General features: G+C 54.8%; 3 protein-coding genes. 2 read left to right on the top strand and 1 reads right to left on the bottom strand.

Going from position 1 to position 2,763, the window contains the following annotated elements; all coding sequences use genetic code 11:
• Positions 1-132 precede the first annotated feature (132 nt).
• Both HMPREF2537_RS00675 and HMPREF2537_RS00670 read left to right on the top strand, forming a co-directional pair.
• Positions 133-399 carry a hypothetical protein gene (locus HMPREF2537_RS00675; RefSeq protein ID WP_198530996.1) on the top strand — a complete coding sequence of 89 codons (267 nt, stop codon included), beginning with the start codon at positions 133-135 and terminating at the stop codon, positions 397-399.
• Positions 399-992, top strand: a complete 594-nt coding sequence (locus HMPREF2537_RS00670) for a recombinase family protein (RefSeq protein WP_070524737.1) — start codon at positions 399-401, stop codon at positions 990-992. The genes HMPREF2537_RS00675 and HMPREF2537_RS00670 overlap by 1 nt, the downstream gene beginning before the upstream one ends.
• Before the next feature lie 678 nt (positions 993-1,670).
• Here HMPREF2537_RS00670 and HMPREF2537_RS00665 read toward each other — a convergent pair.
• Positions 1,671-2,336: a 3'-5' exonuclease gene (locus HMPREF2537_RS00665; RefSeq protein WP_232770537.1), complete on the bottom strand. Its 666-nt coding sequence runs from the start codon at positions 2,334-2,336 to the stop codon at positions 1,671-1,673.
• Positions 2,337-2,763: the final 427 nt, after the last annotated feature.

Below are 2,763 nucleotides of genomic sequence, written 5' to 3'. Positions count from 1 at the left end.
CGCTGGTAGGGGCACCTGGGGTACACCCTAGTTTTACGGGCATCCATGCCAGCAAGTTGCGCGTAAAATAGGGTAGATTCAGGAATTGTTTTACAGATGTACAGCAGGGTCTAGGTCTTAGGTTTACAGAGAGTGGTGGTTGTGGTGTTGTCGCCGGATGGTTTCCATGTTGAAAGTCATATTGACGCAGTGCCTGCGTTGGCGCGGGTGAAAAAACTGCATGGTGGGTTGTCGTCGGGGCAGCAGGCGTTGGGCAGGATTGTGCAATCCTTGCTCGCTGACGCTGATGCCCTCGACGGTATTCAGCTTTATGCCCTCTCGGATGCAATCGAGTCTTATCGTGATGCGGTCATAGAACAGGAGAATGCTGCCTTTAACCCCTCGCGGGGCGAAGACTAATGGCCAACGACTCCGGCTCCCGTGGGCAGCGGGTGGGCTATATCCGTGTTTCGACGGTGGAGCAGAATAATCAGCGCCAGAAAGAACTACTCAATGCTTCCGGCAGGATTGACCGGTTCTTTGAAGATAAGATTTCCGGCCGCACGAAGACTGCCCGCCCTGGGCTTGTCGAGTGTATGGCGTATGTGCGCGATGGTGACGAGCTCGTCGTCTCGTCGATTGATCGCCTCGCCCGATCTCTAACGGATCTGCGTGGCATCGTTGATGAGCTCACCGACAAGGGTGTGACTGTTACTTTCCTGCACGAGAACCTATCGTTCTCGAAGGGTGCTAGTGACCCGCGTGCGGATTTAATGCTAGGTATTTTGGGTTCGTTTGCGGAGTTTGAGCGGGCTATTATTCGTGAGCGCCAGGCGGAGGGGATTGCGTTGGCGAAAAAGGCCGGCAAATACAAAGGGCGCAAGCCTGCTCTTAGCCCGCAGCAAGTAGTGGAGATTAAGCAGCGTGTGCTGGCAGGGGAGTCGAAAGCCGCACTAGCGCGAGAGTTTGGGGTCACCCGTCCTACCGTGTATCGAGCATTGAAAAACGCCTAAAAGACGCAGCCGTAACGGTAAATCAGCGCAACTTGACCGGGGTTCGTATGCGTAAATATGCGCAGATTGGGCTGGCTGCATGGGAATTCGATGCTGTCTGCCTTTTACTTCTCTGCGGAGACCACCGGCCCCTTTTCGGTCCAGCGTTACTGCTAACGTTAGTGCCGGTTCACAATCATGCCCCACCACCTGTGGTGGGGCGTGGGCGTGACTTCCTCGTCGGTGCGCGGTTAGGTCCGCGCGTGTACGTGGGCTGTTCTGCGCGCCTAGTCGGCGAGTGGACAACTCTACGACGTTAGGGAGGTGACCGATGGGTAGACACTCATTGGAAACGCCCGGTCGCAAAAGAAAAGACCTTGATGCCACCAAGCTTGACTGGCTCGATGTGGCTACCAAGGTCATAGTTCTTGCGACCGCAATCGTGAAGCTCGTTGAGGCGATGCTTCACATGGGCCTTTAGGTCCGATAACTCCAGCCGATTCGCAGTCGGTTGGGGTTATTTTTATGTGCAGCGATGGGTCAGGGACGAACCATGCTGTCATGTCTTAGGCTAATGTGCGCGCGGAGGTTTCGCAATACTCCCACGCTGGGGACGTAGCTACCTTTCTCTACTGCGGGCAGAAATCTGCGTAGTCGTTCGCATGGACTGCCGTGGTTGGTGTTTGTGCTGGTGGGTTTCTATATTTCGCGGGGGAGCAGTGGGGTGGCGTGACTTGTGCACCAGGTGTTGGTGGTGCGGAATACTTCGCCTTGACGCAAAATCTTGCGGCCAATTTCGCTGCGCTGAGACCCGAAGAGGGCGTGGAGCATGTTCGCTGTGGCGGTCGCATCGGCTACTGCTGCGTGCGCGTCAGGATTGTCCAGTCCCAGGCGGTCGAGGAGTGCCGGTAGGTTGTAGGGGCCACGGTCGAGTATTTGCTTGGCAAGGTCAATGGTGTCAATGAAGGGGAAGAACTCGTCCTCATTATCGTCTCCACCGGTCATGCGGTCGACCTCAGCAACGATCATTTTTGAGTCAAACGGTGCGTTGTGCGCGAATAGTTGCATGCCGTCGATGTAGCTGGTGAAGTCGCCATATACCTCGCTAAACGTTGGGGCGGTTGCCACCATGTCGTTGGTAATGCCGTGAATGTGGGAGTTTTTAATGGCCTTGCCGTCAGGATTAAGCAGTGTGTGCCAGGAGTCGACGGGGTTGAAGTGGCTGTCTGCGCGCACGGCAGCGATTTCAATGATGCGGTCGTAGCGCTTGTTAAAGCCGGTGGTTTCAGTGTCAATAACGGCAAAGACCGGCTTGCCCGGCGTGCGTGGGGTGTAGCGGTTGAGGAGGTTTTCTAAAAATCCCATGGCCCCAAGCCTAGAGTCCCATACCGACATGGAAGCCTAAACGCTATCGAACATAACGGCAGCACTGTTTTCTGTGTAGCGCCCCTGGGGCACTTAGTTACCTTTTCTGATTCTTTGCCGCTCTTTTCTTTTCCAAGACAGTCTAGAAGACACAAGGATACGTGGAGGGTCATAGGACTGCGGTTGTGGTGGGGTGTTTTGGTGGCAACCAAATCGCTTGCGATTTGGGCGGCAGCCCAACGAGCCGAAGGTGAGGCGGGAGCCTTTCGGTCTTAAGCTTCTGGTGGGGTTGATTGGTGGATCCCCTGTGGGGATATAGAACTACAGGGATATAGTTATAAGCCACCTGGGAAAATAGGTAAACGTGCAGGTAAAACCCTGTGGATAACTAGTCGAATATTGGTAAATATGCGCACCTGTATTGGTA

The sequence above is a fragment of the Corynebacterium sp. HMSC074E01 genome (genome assembly GCF_001808885.1).
In the GTDB taxonomy this organism is placed as follows: domain Bacteria; phylum Actinomycetota; class Actinomycetes; order Mycobacteriales; family Mycobacteriaceae; genus Corynebacterium.
The sequence above is the reverse complement of the archived record's forward strand: the minus strand, read 5'-3'. Positions and strand labels throughout refer to the sequence as shown.

Bases quoted from the DNA above. Each gene is read 5' to 3' on its own strand.
- HMPREF2537_RS00670 (WP_070524737.1), top strand. From the start codon at position 399: ATGGCCAACGACTCCGGCTCCCGTGGGCAGCGGGTGGGCTATATCCGT.
- HMPREF2537_RS00665 (WP_232770537.1), bottom strand. From the start codon at position 2,336: ATGGGATTTTTAGAAAACCTCCTCAACCGCTACACCCCACGCACGCCG.